Below are 18,910 nucleotides of genomic sequence, written 5' to 3'. Positions count from 1 at the left end.
CTTCCCTTTTTCCGGCCATTAACAGTTCGAATCCCGCGGCGGAAGCGGGGCATCGGAGTATCGTTCGCGTGTCCCTTCATGTGGCAGGCGGGAAGGGCCGACGAACCACGTCGCACCTGCACCGGCCAGCATGAAGATCCCGGCCAGGATCAGCGCGGCGCGCGGATCGGAAGCCAGCAGGGGGTTATAGAGCAATGGCACCGTCAGCGTCTCGATCAACATTGGAATCACGATTAAAATATTGAAAATCCCCATGTACACTCCGACCCGGTCATGCGGGATTGCTTCGGCAAGCATGACGTAGGGATTGGCCATCATGCCGGCCCAGCCGAGGCCTACGCCCAGCATCAGGAAAGCGAGCACGGCAATGGAGGGGGCGGCGGGGATCAACAGCATGGCAAGCCCGGACGCGGCGAGGCAGGCGACATGCACTTTCCGGGCTCCCAGGCGCCGAACGAGCGGTATCAGTGCCAGCGCGCCCAGGAATGCGACGGTATTGTAGAGCGCGCCCAACTCCTGCGCGGCAAGCGTCGCCGCGCGATAGGCGGGAGTGGCCGGACTGGCAGTGTCGAACAGCGATCGTGCGATCGCCTCGGTAATGTACTGCCAATAGACGAACATCGCGTACCATTGGCAGAGCATCGCCGGGATCATCCTGCGCATCGGCCGGGGCATCTCGTTCAGGGCTTGCACCACTTCGCGCAGCAGGGCGCGGGGCCTGAAGCTCTTTCCGGCGATGGCGGCATGTTCTTGCGGTGCGAGGGGCAGTTCGGGAACGCGCAGGATCGACCAGACGATCGTCGAGACGGAGAGCACGGCCCCGATCGTGAAGGCGGCCCGCACGATGACCGGTATTCCGTTAGGGCCGAGCAGTTCGCGGTCGATCATGAAGGCCAGAAGCGAGGGAGCGAGGTAGGCAAGGGTCTGGGCAAGCCCGGTGAAGGCGCTTTGGGTGAGGAATCCGGTGGCCTGTTGTTCCGGCGAGAGACGGTCGGCAATGTAGGCGCGGTAGGGCTCCATCGTTACATTGTTGCCGGCATCCAGCAGCCAGAGCAGGGCCGCCGCCGCCCAGAGCGCGGGAGAATGCGGCATCGCCAGAAGGCAGAGCGAGCAGAGCACTGCACCGATCAGGAAGTAGGGCGTTCGCCGCCCCATTCTCGATCGGGTGCGGTCGCTCATCGCGCCGATCAGCGGCTGTACCAGCAGCCCGGTTGCAGGGCCGGCGAGCCAGAGCAGTGGCAGGCTGGCCTCGGATGCGCCGAGCGTGCGGTAGATCGGGCTCATGTTGGCCTGCTGCAGGCCGAAGCTGAACTGGAGCCCGAAGAAACCGGCGTTCATCTCGCAAATGCGCAGCAGCGAGAGTTTCGGCCTTCGGGCAGGATGCATAGACTGGTCTCCGAAATGACGCGGCCCATCTGCGGCGTAACCGGACGCACGGCCTGTTCGGTTTCGGAATGGCCGCGGTCGGAATTGCAAAGGAATGCAGGATTTTCGGTCCCAAGGCGACCCCGGTTGAATCCACTACGGTTCTATGCGTACTTGACGTGAAGGGAGGGATGTCTTGCAATCCATTGCGCATCCGGGGCCTATTCGTGCGGGGGGACTGCCGTTTCATGTCGGACACCGAGATCGCGATTTCACCGCTGCGCTGGTCGCCCGCCGATCTTTCCCGTTTGTCGGGCAACACGATCAACCGCGCACCTGTCATCGGCAAGGTCGCGCGGGACACGCCGGGGCTCGACGTGTGGGATTCCTGGCCGCTCGGCGATGGTGACGGACGGCCGGTTCCCTGGCGTGGCGGCGAACTGTGGTTCGCGCTTGCCGCTGACGTATTCGACGATCCCGAACAGCGTCACGCCCATGCCCGCATCCATCATTTCCATCGTACTGCCGAAGGCTTCCATCATCTCGGGCAAACCTTCCGGGAAGGTCTCACGCCCGGCAGCCGCGAATGGTCAGGCTCGGCGACGTTGGATGCCGGCCAGGTCGTGCTGCGCTTCACGGCGGCAGGTGAGAGGGGGGAGCACGTGCCCTCGTTTCGGCAGCGCCTGTTCGCGAGCCGGGCGCGACTGGCCGACGAGGGGCAGGTTTTCAGTGATTGGACCGAACCGGAGGAGATCGTTGCACCGGCGGACCTCCTCTACATGAGCCGTCACGAGGGCGCCGGGCGGAGCGGGCAGATCAAGGCTTTCCGCGATCCGGCACCCTATCGCGCGCCCGACGGGCGGCGATACCTGCTGTTCACGGCCTCCTCCGCCGCCAGCGAGGAGGCTTACAACGGCGTCATCGGCCTCGCTCGTCAGGACGACGACGGGACCTATCGCAAGTTGCCGCCTGCGATCGATGCTGCAGGCGTGAACAACGAACTCGAACGCCCGCATGTCGTTGTGCATGATGGCCGGTGCTACCTGTTCTGGTCCACGCAAGCACACGTATTCGCGCCGGGAGTGGAGGCACCGACCGGGCTCTACGGCGCTGTAGCGTCGGATATCCGCGGTCCGTGGCACCTGCTCAACGGGCACGGGCTCGTCTTTGCCAATCCCGAGCGAGAGCCGTTTCAAGCCTATAGCTGGTGGGTGCTCCCTGACCTGACCGTAGCCAGCTTCGTCGATTACTGGGGGCTCGACGATCCGAACGCCCTTGCCAAGCCCCAAGGGCGCGCGCGGTTCGGCGGGACATTCGCACCTTTCCTCAAGCTGCGGCTGAGTGGCCGGAACGCCTCTCTCGAGTGATACCGGCGGAGCGTTCGTCTTCCAGATGCAAATTATTCAATTTCGCGCGGTTAAACGAATATTGCGCGATAGTGAAATGGCGTTACAACTCCGCCTAACGCCGAACAGACCGGCCGGTCGCTTCGGGCTGCTGTGGTGCAAGGTCGCATCACCGGAAAGGCTACACCGCTACCCTTGCCAAAAAAGGGCTGGCGGTGGATGCCGGATCGCACGACCGGCCCTATATTTGTCGTGGGGCAGCTGACGCGCCGCGAAACGCGCAGTTGCCGCATGCCGTTGATTTGCGGGAGAATGCAATGAGCGCAGACGATCTGACCGCCGCCCCCAAGACCCGATCCAAAGCCGGACGGAAGGCTTCCGCGCTGCAACCGGCGCTGGCTGCGCGCATTCGCGATTCGCTGCTGCCCGGCGATGTGGCGAGCGACACGCCCGATGGCAGTGCCTGGGTTGAAGAAGCGGCGCATGTGCTGCTCGCGCTTGCTGCGCACCGTGAGCCCGGCAAGGCGGTGATCGACATCGCTTCGGAGAACGAGGAGCGGCGTTATCTGCGCATCGCGCTCGTCAACGACGACATGCCGTTCCTGGTGGATTCAGTGGCGGCAGCGGTTGCCGAGGCAGGGCTCGTCATCGATCGCCTGGCCCATCCCGTCGTGTTCGTCGAACGCGATGCCCAGGGTGAACTGGCCGCGCTGCCCGATGCCGCAACGGCCGGTACGCGCCGCGAATCGATGATCTACATCGAGACCGACCGCATCGATGCGCGGCAGCGCCGGGATCTCCAGGCGGCGCTGGAAACCACGCTGGCCGATGTGCGTGTTGCCGTTGCGGACTGGCCCCGCATGGTCGAGGCGATGGACGCCGATGCCGACCGCGTGGACGACAGCGAAGGCGCGGAACTGCTGCGCTGGTTCGCCGGCGGTATGCTGACCCAGCTCGGCCATGTAACCCGCTACCGCGACGGGACGCATGCCGACCTGCTCGGCGTGTGCAAGCGCGACGCGCGCGATCTCCTGTCGGATGCCAGCTACGATCGCGCTTTTGCGGTGTTCGATGCCCAGCTCGCAGCGGGCGAGGTGCGTTCGCCGATGGTCATCAAGGCCAATGTCATCGCCACCGTGCACCGCCGCGTGCCGTTCGACCTGTTCCTGGTGCCGGTGATCGAGGACGGGAAGCTGATCGCGCTTTCGGTTCACGCGGGCATGTGGACGAGCGCCGCGCTCGCGGCAGCGCCTGACCGGGTTCCGCGCTTGCGCCGCCTGCTGGCAGGTCTGGGCGCCAAGCTCGGCTTCGATCCGGGTGGCCATACCGGCAAGGCGCTGGCCCATGCCATGACCAGCCTGCCGCACGATCTGGTTCTCGGCTTCGGCGAGGCTGACGTCGAGCGCTTGGCGACGACGATGACCGCGCTGGTGGACCGGCCGCGTCCGCGTCTGGTCGTTACCACTTCGCCGCTCTCGCGCCACCTGTTCGCCTTCGTCTGGATCGCGCGCGACACGCTCTCCACGCAGATGCGCAAGCGCATTCAGGCAATGATCGAGGAAGCCGCGCAAGCGCCGACGCTGGACTGGTCGCTCAGCGTCGAGGCGGGCAACCTTGCCATGCTGCGCTATACGGTCGATATTCGCGACGGCGCCCAGGTGCTTGACGAAGAGGCGCTCGATCGCCGCTTGCAAGTCATGCTGCGCGGCTGGGGCGAGGCGGTCGAGGCCGCACTTGCCCAGACGCTGGAGCCGGGCCGTGCCGCCGCAATCGCCACGCGCTATGCCGATGCCTTCCCGATGGCCTATCGCAGCGATTATGGCCCGGCCGAAGCCGCGCTCGACATTGCGCATATGCGCGGTCTCGTGGTGGGCGATGCCGGCACCGACTTGCGCGGCAGCCGCGGGGTGCGCCTCTATCAGCACGATGGCGGCGAGGCGCCGCAGCTTCGCCTCAAGATCTACCAGGCCGAAGGCAGTTTGCCGCTGTCCGATGCCGTGCCCGCGCTGGAGAATTTCGGCTTCCGCGTGCTCGCCGAGATGCCTACTCCGCTCGACAAGGGCCGGATCGGCACGATCCATGATTTCACGCTCGCGCTGCCGTCCGGTAGCGAAGTGCGCGAAGTGCTCAAGCTGGCGCCGATGATCGAGGACGCCCTGGCCGGCGTGCTCAATAACCTTGCCGAGAACGATCCTTTCAACCGTCTCGTCCCCGGGCTCGGCCTGTCCAAGCGTGAGGCGGACTGGCTGCGCGCCTGGTATCGCTACTTGCGGCAGGCAGGCATGCATTTCGGGATCGGCACTGTGGTCGATGCTCTTCTTGGCGCACCGGCGGTCACGCTGGGTATCGTCGATCTGTTCCGCGGCATTCACGATCCTGCCTTCAAGGGAGATCGCGCGCAGGCCAAGGCACAGGCGCAGGAGGCGATCCGTGCGGGCCTTGCCAATGTCAGCGCCATCAACGACGACCGCGTGCTGCGCGCTTTCCGCGATGTCGTCATCGCCATGCTGCGCACCAATGCCTTCGCGCCCGCGGCGCAAGTCGCGCTGGCCTTCAAGCTCGATTCCGCGCTGGTTCCGGGGCTGCCCAAGCCGCTGCCGTGGCGCGAGATCTTCGTCTATTCGCGCCGGGTCGAGGGCATTCACCTGCGCGCCGGGCCGGTTGCGCGCGGCGGCCTTCGCTGGTCCGATCGCCGGGACGACTATCGCACCGAAATCCTCGGACTGATGAAGGCGCAGCGCGTGAAGAACGCTGTCATCGTGCCGACCGGCGCCAAGGGCGGCTTCTATCCCAAGCAGCTGCCCGACCCTACCCTCGACCGCGCCGGCTGGGCGGCCGAGGGGCAGGCGAGTTACGAGGTGTTCATCGGCACCCTGCTGTCGATCACCGACAATATCGTGGCGGACAAGGTGGTCCATCCCGAGGCGGTGGTGATCCTCGACGGCGAGGATCCCTACTTCGTGGTCGCGGCCGACAAGGGAACGGCCAAGTTCTCCGACGTGGCCAACGGCATCGCCGAATCGCGCGACTTCTGGCTCGACGACGCTTTCGCCAGCGGCGGCTCCAACGGTTATGACCACAAGGCCATGGGCATTACCGCGCGCGGCGCGTGGCTTTCGGTGCAGCGCCACTTCCTTGAAATGGGCGTCGACGTGCAGAGCGACCCGGTCCGCGTGATCGGCTGCGGCGACATGTCCGGCGACGTGTTCGGCAACGGCATGCTGCTCTCGAAGTCGCTCAAGGTGGTGGCCGCCTTCGATCACCGCCATATCTTCCTCGATCCCGACCCGGATGCGGCAAAGAGCTGGGCCGAGCGCAAGCGCATGTTCGACCTGCCGCATTCGAGCTGGGACGATTACGACAAGGCCCTGATTTCGCAGGGCGGCGGCGTGTTCTCGCGCAAGTCTAAATCGATTACCTTGACGAACGAGGTGCGCGAGGCGCTTGGTATCGAGGCGACGGAACTGGACCCGGAATCGCTGATCTCGGCGATCCTCTGGGCGCCGGTCGACCTGTTGTGGTTCGGCGGCATCGGCACTTACGTGAAGTCCTCGGGCGAGAACAACGCCACCGTGGGCGATCCGGCCAACGACGCGCTGCGCGTCAGCGCCAACGAACTGCGCGTGCGCGTGATCGGGGAGGGCGCCAACCTCGGCGTCACCCAGGCCGCGCGCATCGAATTCGCTTCGCGCGGCGGGCGGATCAACACCGACTTCATCGATAACTCGGCGGGCGTTGATTGTTCGGACAACGAGGTCAACATCAAGATCGCGCTGGCCGCCGCCAAGCGGGCCGACAGGCTCACCGAGGAAGAGCGCGTCGAACTGCTGCGCGAGATGACTGACGAGGTTGCCGAACTGGTGCTGGAGGACAACCGTCTCCAGGCGCTGGCGCTCTCGATCGCCGAGCGCGGCGGGGCCACTGCGATGCCTTCGCACATCCGCCTGATCGAGACGCTGGAAGAAGGCGGCAACCTTGATCGCAAGACCGAAGGGCTGGCCGACAACGAAGCGCTGGGCCGCCGCGCACAGGACGGGCGCGGGTTGACCCGTCCCGAACTCGCGGTGCTGCTCTCGAGCGGCAAGCTGGTGCTGCAAGCCGCGATCGAGGCCTCCGACCTCGCTACCGACGCCACGCTCCAGCCGATGCTGCTCGCGGCGTTCCCGCAGCCGATGCAGGCGAAGTATGCCCGGTTCATCGAAGGCCATCGCCTCGCCGGTGAGATCATCGCGACCAAGCTGGCCAATCGGATCGTCAACCGGCTCGGCATCGTCCATCCCTTCGAACTGGCCGAGGAAGAGGGCGCTGACCTGTCGCAGGTTGCCGCAGCGTTCGCACTGGCGGTGAAGTTGTTCGATCTCGACGTGCTGTGGGAGCGTCTCGAAGTCGCACCGATGTCGGAAGACGCGCGTATTGCGCTGTTCGACCGCACGGCGGGCGTCGTGCGCGGCCACATGGCCGACCTGCTGCGCGCCGGAGCCGGACAGGTTCCGCCGGCCGAACTGCTCGAACGCATCGGTGCCCCGGTCGCCGCGCTGTCGGTGGATACGCATGAACTGCTCGGCGAACGCATCGTCGTGCATTCCAGGAAGCTGCGTGCGGGCCTGCTCGAACTCGGGGCTCCGGAAGAAGAGGCGGCGCTGGTCTCCAATCTCTACGACCTCGACGGAGCGGTGGGCATCGCCGATCTCGCCGCCGAGACCGGGATCGACGCGCGCCGGCTGGTGGGGGCCTTCACCCGCATCGGCGCCGGACTGGGGCTTGACTGGGCGCAGGCCAGCGCCACGATCATGAACCCGTCGGACCCATGGGAACGCCTGCTCGTCGCCGGCCTCGCCCGGGACTTCCAGCAGATGCGGCTCGACTTCCTCAAGCGTCTGGCGCGCACGAAGTCGGGCAAGTCCGACCCGGCGGCGGCGGCCGAGGAATGGGGCCGCGCACATATCGCCGCGATCCAGACTTTCCGCTCGATGGTCCAGCGTGCGGAGAACACCGTGCCGCTGAGCCCGGCCATGCTGGCCCAGATCGCCAGCCAGGCGCGAAACCTGCTCGGACGCTAGGAACCGGAAAAACAGGGGCGGGAGGCGGCGGTCTCCTGCCCTTTTTCGTTACGGTGCGTCCCAGACGATCGGCAGGTTGCGGATCGAGAGCAGCCCCGGAAACACCGCCGTATCCGCGCCGGGCTTGACCCGGAATTCGGGAATGCGCGTGAACCATTCCTCCAGCAGCAGCCGAAGCTCGCGCCGGGCGAGATGGGCGCCAAGACAGATATGGACCCCGCCGACAAAGGTGAAATGGCGGTTCGCCTTGCGTTCGGGATCGAAGGTTCGCGGATCGTCGAATCGCGCGGGATCGAAGTTGCCGGAAGGATTGAGGCAGGCGAACGTGTCGCCCTTGCGGATTTGCACGCCGTGCCACTCGAAATCCTTCGTGGCGGAACGGGACGAGGAGAGGATCGGCTGGGTGCGCAGGAATTCCTCGACCGCCGAGTTGATGATCGCCGGATTCTCGCGGATGCGCTTTTGCAGTTCGGGCTGGAGCGCGAGGCGGCGGAACATCTGCGCGATCGTGGCCGCCACGGTATCGAGCCCGCCCAGCCACAGGAACCAGACCATGCCGATCTTCTCGTCCTCGGTCGGCGCGCGGCCCTCGATCTTTCCGTGCACGATCGAGGAGACGAGATGCTCGTCGGGATGGATTTCCTTCTCGGCGATGAAGGCGCGCAGGAATTCGAGCACGCCGCGCAGCGCCGCCTGCATCTTTTCGAGGCTGCCCGAGTGAAGGATGTCCCACTCCCAGTCCAGGAACTGCTCGAACTTCTCGTCCGGAAAACCCATCAGGCCCATGAAGATGCGCACGGGATAGACCCGTGCGAAATCCCAGGCCATGTCCACTTCGCCCTTGTCCGCCACGGCGTCGATCATCTCGGTGACGACCTTGCGGATGCGGGGTTCCAGTTCGCGGGTGATCCGCGCCGGTGAGAAATAGGGCATCAGGTAGAGCCGGTACTTGGAATGGTCCGGCGGATCGATGGCCAGCGGGATCGACTTGAACGTCTCTCCGATCAACCGCTGGAATTCCGCCGTGCCCGCGTTCGAGAAGTGCGCGTTGTCGGTATAGACGCGCTCGATATCCTCGTAGTGGCTGACGACCCAGCTGCCCGCGCGATTGCCGCTGATCGCGCCGAGGCCGTGGCGGGCGGGCGGATTGTAGAGCAGGCGCGGGATCTCCGGGCCGGATAGCCATTCGCAGGGCTCGTAAGGGTCCAGGAGGTCGTTGGGCTGGCCGCCCATGGCGAAGCCGAGGTCCACGATGCGATCCTTCGGAACGTTGTCCGGTGCATCGAAATCGACTCGGATGTCGTCGAGCGTGTGCATCTGTGGCATAATGTCGTCTCCCGAGGCCATGGATGCCCGGGCATCCTCCCCGCGGCAAGGCGCAGAGACCGATGCGCGCGGCCCGGCAGCCGCTCCTAGGACATTCATCGTCTCGGCGTTGGGCTCTTCGATTGCTTGCAGCCGCTCAGGTTGCGACATGGGTTCCAACACATCTTTTGGGAGATAAGGCCATGGCCGATGGCGACACGAAGGAAATGCAGGAATCTGCACGCAAGTACTGGTCCGCTGAGGGCTACACCAAGGGCGGCGTGATCCGCGAGGTTGACTATTCCACCCAGTCTGGCGGGCTTGATCCCTCGCTGGAAGGCATCAAGATCGTCGATACCGATACCCACCTCAGCGAACCGCCGACGCTGTTCACCGACCGCGCGCCGATCGGCCTGAAGAGCAAGATGCCGTTCGTGAAGCGTGATGCCGATGGGGTCGATCGCTGGTACATCGGGGACCGTAATTGCGGCTCGCTGGGCGGCAATGTGATCCGCAAGGACAACAACAAGCTGCTCGGCCGCCTTGCCTTCCCCACGCTGGAAGAAGCACATCCGGGCGGTCACGAAATCGCCCCGCGCCTTCAGGCGATGGATGACATGGGCGTCTATGCGCAGATTTGCTTCCAGAACTCGGGCGTCACCCAGGCGGGCATGCTGATGACGCTGGGCGATGACGATCTGGCCGTGACCATCATGAAGACGTTCAACGATTTCAACGCCGACTATCAGCGTGAATCGGGCGAACGCCTGTTCCCGATGGCGCACCTGCCGTTCTGGAACAAGGCGGAGATGGAGAAGGAAGCCCGTCGCTGCATCGACATGGGCCTGCGCGGCTTCGTGCTGCCCGATACCCCCGAACGCGTCGGCGTGCCCAGCTTCAACCACGAATACTGGACGCCGTTCCTGGAGATGATCGACGCCGAAGGCATCTCGCTCAACTTCCACCTCAACGCCGCGATCGACCCGAACACGCTGACCTGGGAAGGTTTCCAGTTCGAACAGACGCTGTCGGTGGTGGCGACGATGTTCTCGATCGGCAATGCGGCAACGCTGGGCAACTGGATGGTTTCTGGCCGTCTCGATCGCCACCCGAACCTCAAGATCGGCCTGATCGAAAGCGGCATGGGCTGGGTGCCCTTCGCGGTGGAAGCGCTGGAGCACCAGTTCCAGGAAATGCTGCCCAGCAAGCGCAACGTACTGAAGAAGCAGCCCTGGGACTACTTCCGCGATCACTTCATGTGCACTTTCTGGTTCGAAAAGGTGGCGCCCAAGCTGCTGCTGGAAACCATCGGCGTGGGCAACGTGATGTTCGAAACCGACTTCCCGCACCCCACCTCGCTCTATCCGGGCGTGCAGGCGCACATCAAGGACGTGCTGGGCGGCTACGACTTCGCCACCAAGAAGAAGGTCCTGCAGGACAACGCGGTGCGCTTCTACAAGCTGCCGTTCTAAGGTTCCGACAAGACCGGGTTCAGGGAAAAAGGCCGGGGCGAGCAATCGCTCCGGCCTTTTCATTTCCAGTCGTTTCGCGGGGCGGATTGCCGCGTTCAGCGGCAGAAGCTCGCGCCGTCGGCTTCCAGGTGGAAGTGATTGCGGTGAGCCTCGTTGTAGTCCGGCCCCAGCGTCGTGCCGAAGCGCTTGCAGGCGCTTTCGTGCACCGTGCGCAGGAAACGGCGCTCGGCCGGGGTTCCGCCGTTCCAGTCTTCCAGCACGCTGATGCGGCGGCCGTCACCCAGCACGAAGGCGGAAACGTCGATGGCATTGGCTATGGCATGGCCGGAGCGGCGGTTGGTGCCCGCGACATTGCGGCAACTGTAGCTGCCGAAGGTCTCGATCCGCACGATGCGGCTTCCCAGGATCTGCTGCGCGGCCCTGTCCACGCCGTAGCGCGTCCAGGCGGCGAAGGGCGTGGCCGTGGCGCATGTCACCGGGCCGAGGTTGGTGACGGTGATCGTGGCATTGTCGGTGTTGAGCGCGGCCAGCTTGACGGTGCCGAGTGTGGCGCAGCCATTGCCGTAGTATTTGTCCGTCACCTGAGTGAACACCGCGTTCTGGTTGCCGAGTGTCGCCATGCACTGGCGCAGTTCGCGCGTGGGCGGCGTTTCCGGGCGTGACGTGGCGGCTGGACGCGAGCCGCGTCCGCGTGGCGGTTCCGGCCGGTCGATACAGCCGCTGAGGACGGCGATCACGGGCAGGGCGAACAGCAATCGGTGCAGCGATTTCATCATCCGGCTCAAGCATCCGGGCCTTGGGTGAACCGGAGCTTACCCGTGCGGGAAGGGCGCGGGAATCGGGCGGTTCGAAGTTTTCCCCCGAATAACCTCTATGCATGAAACCGGCTTTTTCCGCGCAGCGAACCGCCTCGAAAGCCCGCAATCGGGAAACGATCTGGCGCAAGAGGCCGGAGAATCGTTTGACAAATTTCCCGGCCTCTTTAGACGCGGCGCCGGGCCACGCGGTCCCAACGCCGCGCGAGCTCTCTGTAAGGAGAGTCAGAAATGACTGATATTATTAGCGTTCCCGCGCGCAAACCTGCGCGTCCGCACTTCTCTTCCGGTCCCTGCGCCAAGCCGCCCGGATATGCCCCCGAAAAACTGAACACCGAAGCTCTCGGCCGCTCGCACCGCGCCAAGATCGGCAAGACGCGCCTTGCGTACTGCATCGATCTGATGCGCGAAGTTCTGCAGCTGCCCGATACGCATCGCATCGGTATCGTCCCCGGTTCGGACACCGGCGCCTTCGAGATGGCCATGTGGACCATGCTCGGCGCCCGCGGCGTGACCGCGCTGGCCTGGGAAAGCTTCGGTGAGGGCTGGGTTACCGACGCCGTCAAGCAGCTCAAGCTGGAACCCACCGTGTTCCGCGCCGACTATGGCCAGCTGCCCGACCTCGACAAGATCGACTGGTCCGACGACGTGCTCTTCACCTGGAACGGCACTACCTCGGGCGTGCGCGTTCCGGATGCCAACTGGATCCCGGCAGACCGTGAAGGCCTGTCCTTCGCCGACGCCACTTCGGCAGTTTTCGCCTACGACATCGACTGGTCCAAGATCGACGTTGCCACCTTCTCCTGGCAGAAGGTTCTGGGCGGCGAGGGCGGCCACGGCGTCCTGATCCTCGGCCCCCGCGCGGTCGAGCGTCTGGAGAACTACACCCCGGCCTGGCCGCTTCCCAAGGTGTTCCGCCTTGTGTCGAAGGGCAAGCTGGCAGAAGGCGTGTTCAAGGGCGAAACCATCAACACCCCCTCGATGCTCGCCGTCGAGGATGCGATCTTCGCTCTGGAATGGGCCAAGGGTCTGGGCGGTCTCGAAGGGCTGAAGGCCCGTTCGAACGCCAATGCCCACGCGCTGGACAAGATCGTCGCCGAGCGTGACTGGCTTGGCCACCTTGCGGTTGATTCCGGCACGCGTTCGAAGACCTCGGTTTGCCTTACGGTCGAAGGTGCGGATGCAGACTTCATCAAGAAGTTTGCCGCCGTCCTCGAAAAGGAAGGCGCGGCTTACGACGTCGCCGGATACCGCGATGCCCCTGCGGGCCTGCGCATCTGGTGCGGCGCGACCGTGGACACCGCCGACATCGAGGCGCTGGGACCGTGGCTCGACTGGGCCTACGCCACCGTCAAGGCTGCCGCCTGATTTTCAACGTCGTCCCAGCGAAAGCTGGGACCGCTTCCAACCGAGCGCCGCGCTTGCGGCCTGCGATCCCGGCCTGCGCTGGGATGACGAGTGAAGGAAAAATTCCATGACCAAGCCCCGCGTCCTCATTTCGGACAAGATGGACCCCAATGCCGCCCGTATCTTCGAGATCCGTGGCTGCGACGTAGACGTCATCACCGGCGAAACGCCCGAGCAGTTGATCGCGCGCATCGGCGACTATGATGGCCTTGCCATCCGTTCGTCGACCAAGGTCACCAAGGAAATCCTCGCCGCCGCGAAGAACCTGAAGGTGATCGGCCGCGCCGGTATCGGCGTCGACAACGTCGATATCCCGGCCGCTTCGGCCCAGGGCGTCGTCGTGATGAACACGCCGTTCGGCAACTCGATCACCACCGCCGAACACGCCATCGCCATGATCTTCGCGCTGGCCCGCCAGATTCCTGAAGCCAACGCGCAGACGCAAGCGGGCCTGTGGCCGAAGAACGGCTTCATGGGCGTTGAAGTCACCGGCAAGACGCTGGGCCTGATCGGTGCCGGCAACATCGGCTCGATCGTCGCCAGCCGCGCGCTGGGCCTGAAGATGAAGGTCGTCGCCTTCGACCCGTTCCTCACCCCGGAACGCGCCGTGGAAATGGGCGTGGAAAAGGCCGATCTCGACACCCTGCTCGAGAAGGCGGACTTCATCACGCTGCACACGCCGCTGACCGACCAGACCCGCAACATCCTCTCGGCCGAGAACCTGGCCAAGACCAAGAAGGGCGTGCGCATCGTCAATTGCGCGCGTGGCGGGTTGATCGACGAAGCCGCGCTCAAGACCATGCTCGACAACGGCCACGTCGCCGGTGCCGCGCTCGACGTGTTCCAGACCGAGCCCGCCAAGGACTCGCCGCTGTTCGGCACGCCGAACTTCATCTGCACTCCGCACCTTGGCGCATCGACCACCGAGGCGCAGGTCAACGTGGCGCTTCAGGTGGCCGAGCAGCTGGCCGACTTCCTGGTCAACGGCGGCGTCACCAACGCGCTCAACATGCCTTCGCTTTCGGCCGAGGAAGCGCCGAAGCTGAAGCCTTACATGAAGCTGGCGGAAATGCTCGGCTCGATGGTCGGCCAGCTGACCCGCGATTCGGTTCCCCGCATCTCGATCCACGTCGAAGGCGCGGCTGCCGAACTGAACCAGAAGCCGATCACCGCCGCCGTGCTGGCCGGTTTCATGCGCGTCCAGTCGGACACGGTGAACATGGTCAACGCGCCGTTCCTCGCCAAGGAGCGCGGCCTTGAAGTGCGCGAAGTGAAGACCGAGCGCGAGGGCGACTACCACACGCTGATCCGCGTCTCGGTGAAGACCGAAGCGGGCGAGCGTTCGGTGGCCGGCACGCTGTTCAACAACCGCGAGCCGCGTCTGGTCGAGATGTTCGGCATCAAGGTCGAAGCCGAACTCGCCGGTGACATGATGTACATCGTCAACGAGGACGCGCCGGGCTTCATCGGCCGCATCGGCACCCTGCTGGGCGAAAACGCGATCAACATCGGCACCTTCAACCTCGGTCGCCGCGATACCGGTGGCGAGGCGGTTCTGCTGCTCTCGGTTGACAGCGCCGTGTCGGAAGACGTGCTCAAGGCTGCCACTTCGCTGCCGGGCGTGAAGACCGTTAAGGCGCTCAAGTTCGTCTGATCGGGCGGATTTACAAGCTCCCAACGGAAGGGGCCGGTGCGCAAGTGCCGGCCCCTTTTCCTTTGCGAAAATGTGCCTGAACGGGCTGTTTTCAGCAACCAATCGACAATTCTTCCTCATCCCGCTAAGGCCCCGACCATCATGCAGGACAACGACCGCGATCTCTTGCCCGAAGGACTGGGCGACCGTCTTCCGCAGCAGGCCTGGGCCTCCCAGCAAGTGCGCCGCATGGCGCATGACGTGCTGACCAGCCATGGCTACGAACGCGTCGAGACGCCGCTGATCGAATTCGAAAAGGCGCTCGCCAGCCGCATGGCCGGCGTGCAGGTGCGGCGCATGTTCCGTTTCGTCGATCCGGTGTCGATGAGGATGCTCGCGCTGCGCTCGGACATGACAGCGCAAGTCGCCCGCATCGCCGCCACCGGCCTTGCCGAGGCGCCGCGCCCGCTGCGCCTGTCCTATTCGGGTCAGGTCTGCACCATCAAGGGCGACGGACTCGACCCGCGCCGCGAACGTCTTCAGCTCGGCGCGGAGCTGATCGGCACCGATTCTGTTGCCGCCGCCGGTGAGATCGTGGAACTGGCGATCGAATCCCTTCGCGCAGCGGGCGCGACCGGGATTTCGGTGGACTTCACGATGCCGGACCTCGTTGACGCGCTGTCGGCGGAAGCGCTGCCGCTGCCCGAGGGCCGGATAGAGGCCGTGCGCCAGATGCTGGACGCCAAGGACGCAGGCGGGCTGGTGGATGTTGGCGGCGAAGCCTATCTGCCACTGCTCTACGCCGTCGGCCCCTTCGCCACCGCGATCGAGCGACTGGCCGCCTTCGATGCCCCGGAGGGTGTCAGCGGCGGCGCGCTGGCCAGCCGGATCGCCGGGCTTCGCGAAATCGCGGCGCGCCTGGGCGACAAGGCGCGCATCACACTCGACCCTTCGGAGCGTCATGGCTTCGAGTACCAGTCGTGGTTCGGCTTCACGATCTATGCCGAGGGTATCTCCGGCAGCCTGGGGCGCGGCGGCACCTATCGCATCCTCGGCCAGACCGGGCACCACCCCGAAGCCGCGACCGGCTTCTCGCTCTATCCGGACCCGCTGGTGGACCTGCTGGCCACCGAGCCGCCAGTGCAGCGCAAGCTGTTCCTGCCGCTGGGGCACGATCCGCGCATCGCCGGGCAGCAGCGCGCGGTGGGCTGGGCCACCGTGGCGGCGCTTTCCGAAAGCGACGATCCGGTCGCGCTGGGCTGTTCGCACCTGTTGGAAGGCGCGGAAGCGATACCGCTGGCCTGAGCGCGCTCTTGACTAGCCGGGGGGCTTGCCCCTAGGGCGCCCAACGAAAAGCCGGGGCGCTTCCGCCCTAATGACAATCCATATCGCCGAGTCCTGTCGAAGGGCGTTATTGGATCCACCGAGGCAGGGTGGAGGAGTATATCCATGGCTAACGTAACCGTGATCGGTGCCCAGTGGGGCGATGAGGGCAAGGGCAAGATCGTCGACTGGCTGGCAAGCCGCGCCGATGCCGTGGTCCGCTTCCAGGGTGGCCACAACGCCGGCCACACGCTGGTAGTGGGCGAGCAGGTCTACAAGCTTTCGCTGCTGCCCTCGGGCATCGTCACCGGCACCCTGTCGATCATCGGCAACGGCGTCGTCCTCGACCCCTGGCACCTCAAGTCGGAAGTCGAGAAGCTGCGCGGCCAGGGCGTGGAGATCAATCCCGATAACTTTGCGATCGCGGACAATTGCCCGCTGATCCTGCCGCTTCACCGCGATCTCGACGGTCTGCGCGAATCGGCTGCCGGTTCGGGCAAGATCGGCACCACCGGACGCGGCATCGGCCCGGCTTACGAGGACAAGGTCGGCCGCCGCGCCATCCGCGTCTGCGATCTTGCGCACCTCGATGCGCTTGAGCCGCAGCTCGACCGTCTCTGCGCCCACCACGACGCACTGCGCGCCGGTTTCGGCCAGCCGCCGGTGGACCGTGAAGCGCTGCTCGCCGAACTGCGCGAGATCGCGCCCTTCGTGCTCCAGTTCTCGCAGCCGGTGTGGAAGCGCCTCAACAAGGTGCGCAAGGCCGGCGCCCGCATCCTGTTCGAAGGCGCGCAGGGCGTGCTGCTCGATGTCGATCACGGCACTTATCCCTTCGTCACCAGCTCGAACACGGTTTCGGGCACGGCGGCTTCGGGTTCGGGCCTCGGTCCTGCGGCGACGGGCTTCGTGCTCGGTATCGTGAAGGCCTACACCACCCGCGTCGGCTCGGGTCCGTTCCCGACCGAGCTGGAAGACGAAACCGGCCAGCGCCTGGGCGAACGCGGCCATGAATTCGGCACCGTCACCGGCCGCAAGCGCCGTTGCGGCTGGTTCGACGCGGTGCTGACCCGCCAGTCCTGCGCGATCTCGGGCGTGACCGGCATCGCTCTCACCAAGCTCGACGTTCTCGACGGCTTCGAGAAGGTGAAGATCTGCACCGGCTACCGCCTCCACGGCAAGGTTCTGGACTATTTCCCGAGCCACGCCGCCGATCAGGCCAATGTCGAGCCGATCTACGAGGAAATGGACGGCTGGCAGGGCACCACCGCCGGCGCCCGTTCCTGGGCCGATCTGCCTGCACAGGCGATCAAGTACATCCAGCGCGTGCAGGAACTGATCGAAACCCCGGTGGCACTGGTTTCGACCAGCCCCGAGCGCGAGGATACCATCCTCGTGCGCGATCCTTTCCAGGACTGATCCGGTGCGGCGCGGGTCCAGACTCGCGCCGCTCCTGCTACTGCTCGGTATCGGCGCCGCCGACGCCGAGCCTGCGCCGCCGCTTCCCGAAATCGACCTGATCCGCGTGCGCAAGGCGGCGCGGTTCATGGAACTCTGGTCCGGCGACCGGCTCGTTCACAGGATCGAGCATATCCAGCTGGGCGACGAGCCGACCGGCCCCAAGCGCTTCGAGGGCGACGAGCGAACCCCCGAGGGGCGCTACGAGATCGACTGGGGCAACCCTGCCAGCGCCTATCACCTCTCGCTCCACATCTCCTATCCCGGCCCGCAGGACCGCGCCTATGCACAGGCGCGCGGGCGTTCGCCGGGCGGGATGATCATGATTCACGGGCAGCCCAACTCCCTGCCGCAAGGCCGGGTGCCGGGCGACTGGACCGATGGGTGCATCGCCGTTTCCAATGACGAGATCGAATTCCTCTGGGAATCGGTCGGCGATGGAACCGCGATAGAGATCCTGCCCTGATCGCGCCGATGCAGCCATTGTGGCTGCGATGTCCGCCCGATTTCGCCCGGGATACGCCGTGTCGAGGCTGTCTTGCGTTTTAAGAAATTTAATCCTGCACTATGGATGTGTACGGGGAATCGGGGAGCCGTTGCCGGGATTCGGCCAGGTGAGGCTCGCGCGCCCTTTCGCGACCGGTTCGCACGGCAGGACTATCTGCCGGGAGCCGGTCTCTGGTTCAACATTGCCACCCTTGCGACGGGGCGGCGCGGTCGGAACGCCTCCTCGATGCTCCCGCAAACCATCCTGAACGACGAGCAGGGCCGCCTTGCCGCCCTGCAGAACCTCGAAGTGCTCGACAGCGAGCCGGAGGAGGCTTTCGAGCATGTCGTCTCTCTGGTGCGGGCCGTGCTTCGCGTGCCGATGGCCGCCGTCACGCTGGTCGATGCCGACCGCCAGTGGTTCAAGGCGCGCAGCGGGCTGGACGTTTCGGAAACGCCGCGCAGTGTCTCGTTCTGCACGCATGCGATCCAGCAGACCGCACCGTTCCTGATCTCCGATGCCCGGCTCGACGCGCGCTTTGCCGACAATCCCTTCGTGGCGACCGAGCCCGGCGTGCGCAGCTATGCCGGTATTCCGCTGCTGACGCCGGAGGGTTACAACGTGGGCGTCCTTTGCGCGATCGACGACAAGGTGCGCGATTTCAACGAAGCCGAAGTGGCGATCCTCTCCAATTTCGCCCGTATCGTCATGAACGAGCTGGAACTGCGCCGCATCGCCGAGCGGGACCAGCTTACCGGGGCGCTGACCCGGCGCGGTTTCGTGGACAAGGCGAAGCAGGAGATGACCCGCTTCCAGCGCTACGGCCGTCCGTGCTGCCTCGTGCTGATCGATCTCGACCACTTCAAGCGGGTGAACGACACGCATGGCCATCCGGCCGGAGACGCGGTCCTGCGCGAAATGGCGGCGACGGTGGTCGGCTCGACGCGGCCGGTCGATTTCCTCGGCAGGCTCGGCGGCGAGGAGTTTGCCGTTCTCCTGCCGGAAACCGAACCGTCCGATGCTCTTGCGGCGGTGGAGCGTTTTCGGGAGACGCTTGCCGCCCGTGACATTACGCTGCCGGGCGGCGGCACGATCCGTGTCACGGCCAGCTTCGGCATCGCCCCGCTGAATGCGGCGATCGCCAGTGTCGAGGACTGGCTCGCGGCGGCAGATGGGCCGCTTTACGCCGCGAAGCGGGGCGGACGGAACCGCTGCGAGCTCTTGCATTGAGGACAGGCAGGG

General features: G+C 65.4%; 12 protein-coding genes. 9 read left to right on the top strand and 3 right to left on the bottom strand.

Annotated elements, in window-relative coordinates; translation table 11 throughout:
* Window positions 1-18: 18 nt before the first annotated feature.
* On the bottom strand, window positions 19-1,386 hold the full coding sequence (locus ACLIMP_RS14860) for an MFS transporter (protein WP_443477934.1): 1,368 nt from the start codon (window positions 1,384-1,386) through the stop codon (window positions 19-21).
* A gap of 227 nt (window positions 1,387-1,613) precedes the next feature.
* Here ACLIMP_RS14860 and ACLIMP_RS14855 point away from each other — a divergent pair, with 227 nt between their 5' ends.
* Both ACLIMP_RS14855 and ACLIMP_RS14850 read left to right on the top strand, forming a co-directional pair.
* On the top strand, window positions 1,614-2,732 hold the full coding sequence (locus ACLIMP_RS14855; protein WP_324696444.1) for a glycoside hydrolase family 68 protein: 1,119 nt from the start codon (window positions 1,614-1,616) through the stop codon (window positions 2,730-2,732).
* Window positions 2,733-3,028: 296 nt separating this feature from the next.
* Window positions 3,029-7,771 carry an NAD-glutamate dehydrogenase domain-containing protein gene (locus ACLIMP_RS14850; RefSeq protein ID WP_324696442.1) on the top strand — a complete coding sequence of 1,581 codons (4,743 nt, stop codon included), beginning with the start codon at window positions 3,029-3,031 and terminating at the stop codon, window positions 7,769-7,771.
* 48 nt (window positions 7,772-7,819) lie between these two features.
* On the opposite strand, the gene ACLIMP_RS14845 is transcribed toward ACLIMP_RS14850, so the two are convergent.
* Window positions 7,820-9,097, bottom strand: coding sequence for a cytochrome P450 (locus ACLIMP_RS14845; RefSeq protein ID WP_324696440.1), 1,278 nt, complete (start codon window positions 9,095-9,097; stop codon window positions 7,820-7,822).
* Window positions 9,098-9,279: 182 nt separating this feature from the next.
* Here ACLIMP_RS14845 and ACLIMP_RS14840 point away from each other — a divergent pair, with 182 nt between their 5' ends.
* Window positions 9,280-10,548 (top strand): amidohydrolase family protein, encoded by a 1,269-nt coding sequence (locus ACLIMP_RS14840; RefSeq protein WP_054436325.1) that lies wholly within the window; start codon window positions 9,280-9,282, stop codon window positions 10,546-10,548.
* A gap of 95 nt (window positions 10,549-10,643) precedes the next feature.
* On the opposite strand, the gene ACLIMP_RS14835 is transcribed toward ACLIMP_RS14840, so the two are convergent.
* Entirely contained in the window at window positions 10,644-11,321 is a 678-nt protein-coding gene (locus ACLIMP_RS14835) for an extensin-like domain-containing protein (protein ID WP_132469291.1), read from the bottom strand.
* A gap of 273 nt (window positions 11,322-11,594) precedes the next feature.
* On the opposite strand from ACLIMP_RS14835, the gene ACLIMP_RS14830 reads away from it, so the two are divergent.
* The 6 genes from ACLIMP_RS14830 to ACLIMP_RS14805 all read left to right on the top strand — a co-directional run bounded on the left by ACLIMP_RS14830 (window position 11,595) and on the right by ACLIMP_RS14805 (window position 18,898).
* The gene (locus ACLIMP_RS14830) at window positions 11,595-12,731 is read left to right on the top strand and encodes a phosphoserine transaminase (protein ID WP_054436323.1); all 1,137 of its coding nucleotides are present in this window, start codon (window positions 11,595-11,597) and stop codon (window positions 12,729-12,731) included.
* Between the two features lie 106 nt (window positions 12,732-12,837).
* Window positions 12,838-14,424 carry a phosphoglycerate dehydrogenase gene (gene serA / locus ACLIMP_RS14825; protein WP_054436322.1) on the top strand — a complete coding sequence of 529 codons (1,587 nt, stop codon included), beginning with the start codon at window positions 12,838-12,840 and terminating at the stop codon, window positions 14,422-14,424.
* A 141-nt stretch (window positions 14,425-14,565) separates the two neighbouring features.
* Window positions 14,566-15,708, top strand: coding sequence for an ATP phosphoribosyltransferase regulatory subunit (locus ACLIMP_RS14820; RefSeq protein WP_324696438.1), 1,143 nt, complete (start codon window positions 14,566-14,568; stop codon window positions 15,706-15,708).
* A 144-nt stretch (window positions 15,709-15,852) separates the two neighbouring features.
* The gene (locus ACLIMP_RS14815; protein WP_054436320.1) at window positions 15,853-17,142 is read left to right on the top strand and encodes an adenylosuccinate synthase; all 1,290 of its coding nucleotides are present in this window, start codon (window positions 15,853-15,855) and stop codon (window positions 17,140-17,142) included.
* Window positions 17,143-17,146: 4 nt separating this feature from the next.
* On the top strand, window positions 17,147-17,647 hold the full coding sequence (locus ACLIMP_RS14810) for a L,D-transpeptidase family protein (protein ID WP_054436319.1): 501 nt from the start codon (window positions 17,147-17,149) through the stop codon (window positions 17,645-17,647).
* Between the two features lie 267 nt (window positions 17,648-17,914).
* Window positions 17,915-18,898, top strand: coding sequence for a GGDEF domain-containing protein (locus ACLIMP_RS14805; RefSeq protein WP_185996861.1), 984 nt, complete (start codon window positions 17,915-17,917; stop codon window positions 18,896-18,898).
* The last annotated feature ends 12 nt before the right edge of the window (window positions 18,899-18,910 follow it).

Origin of the sequence: Novosphingobium aeonii (assembly GCF_052279045.1) — a bacterium.
Lineage (GTDB): Bacteria > Pseudomonadota > Alphaproteobacteria > Sphingomonadales > Sphingomonadaceae > Novosphingobium.
Note: the sequence above shows the minus strand (reverse complement) of the source record. Positions and strands in the feature narration are given on the sequence as shown.